Origin of the sequence: Neobacillus soli NBRC 102451, from assembly GCF_001591665.1 — a bacterium.
Lineage (GTDB): Bacteria > Bacillota > Bacilli > Bacillales > Cytobacillaceae > Neobacillus > Neobacillus soli.
The window spans coordinates 1-531 of the sequence record NZ_BCVI01000133.1 but is presented as its reverse complement, the minus strand read 5'-3'; the positions used below and the strand labels follow the sequence as shown (position 1 = coordinate 531).

At 32.4% G+C, this 531-nt stretch carries 1 protein-coding gene; it reads right to left on the bottom strand.

Features of this window, described 5'->3' with window-relative positions:
• Positions 1-8 precede the first annotated feature (8 nt).
• Positions 9-314 (bottom strand): YjcN family protein, encoded by a 306-nt coding sequence (locus tag BSO02S_RS25985; protein WP_142303681.1) that lies wholly within the window; start codon positions 312-314, stop codon positions 9-11.
• Between the last annotated feature and the right edge of the window lie 217 nt (positions 315-531).

Here is a 531-nt window from a genome sequence, read left to right as displayed (position 1 = left end):
AAGGATGTTTAAAAAAGTGAATAATATTCTGCAAAATATAAAAATCCAATCTTCCGTACAAGGAAAGTGTCTAACTCCGTTTCAGTATCTTTTTCAAATGGTGGTTTTGATAAAGTGTATGTTTCTGCATTTAACGTAGCCAATTCTTTCTTATCGTTTCTATTATCGATTTTATTATCACTTATTTCTGTTATTAGAGCTTCTTTTGGATAACCCATAAATAGTAGATGAAACCTTAATGCTGTTTTCGATGTTGAATGTAACAATATAAAAATAACTCCTGCTATTACTACAATCCCAATTAATTTTTTCAAAACACCACCCCATTTTTCCCCTTGAAAGATATTATTCGCGAACATACTAAAAATTCCTTCTACAACAAACCTGCTTTGTTAGCCCAATAAGAAAAGCTGTCTAAATGTCAGCCTCGAACTTCAACTCTTGAACGCCTTTAGCTAGATAATAAAAAGCCGCCATTTTAGGCAGCGCGATCTTAAAGTAAAGCACCAGTTAGTTCAACAAAAGTTACTT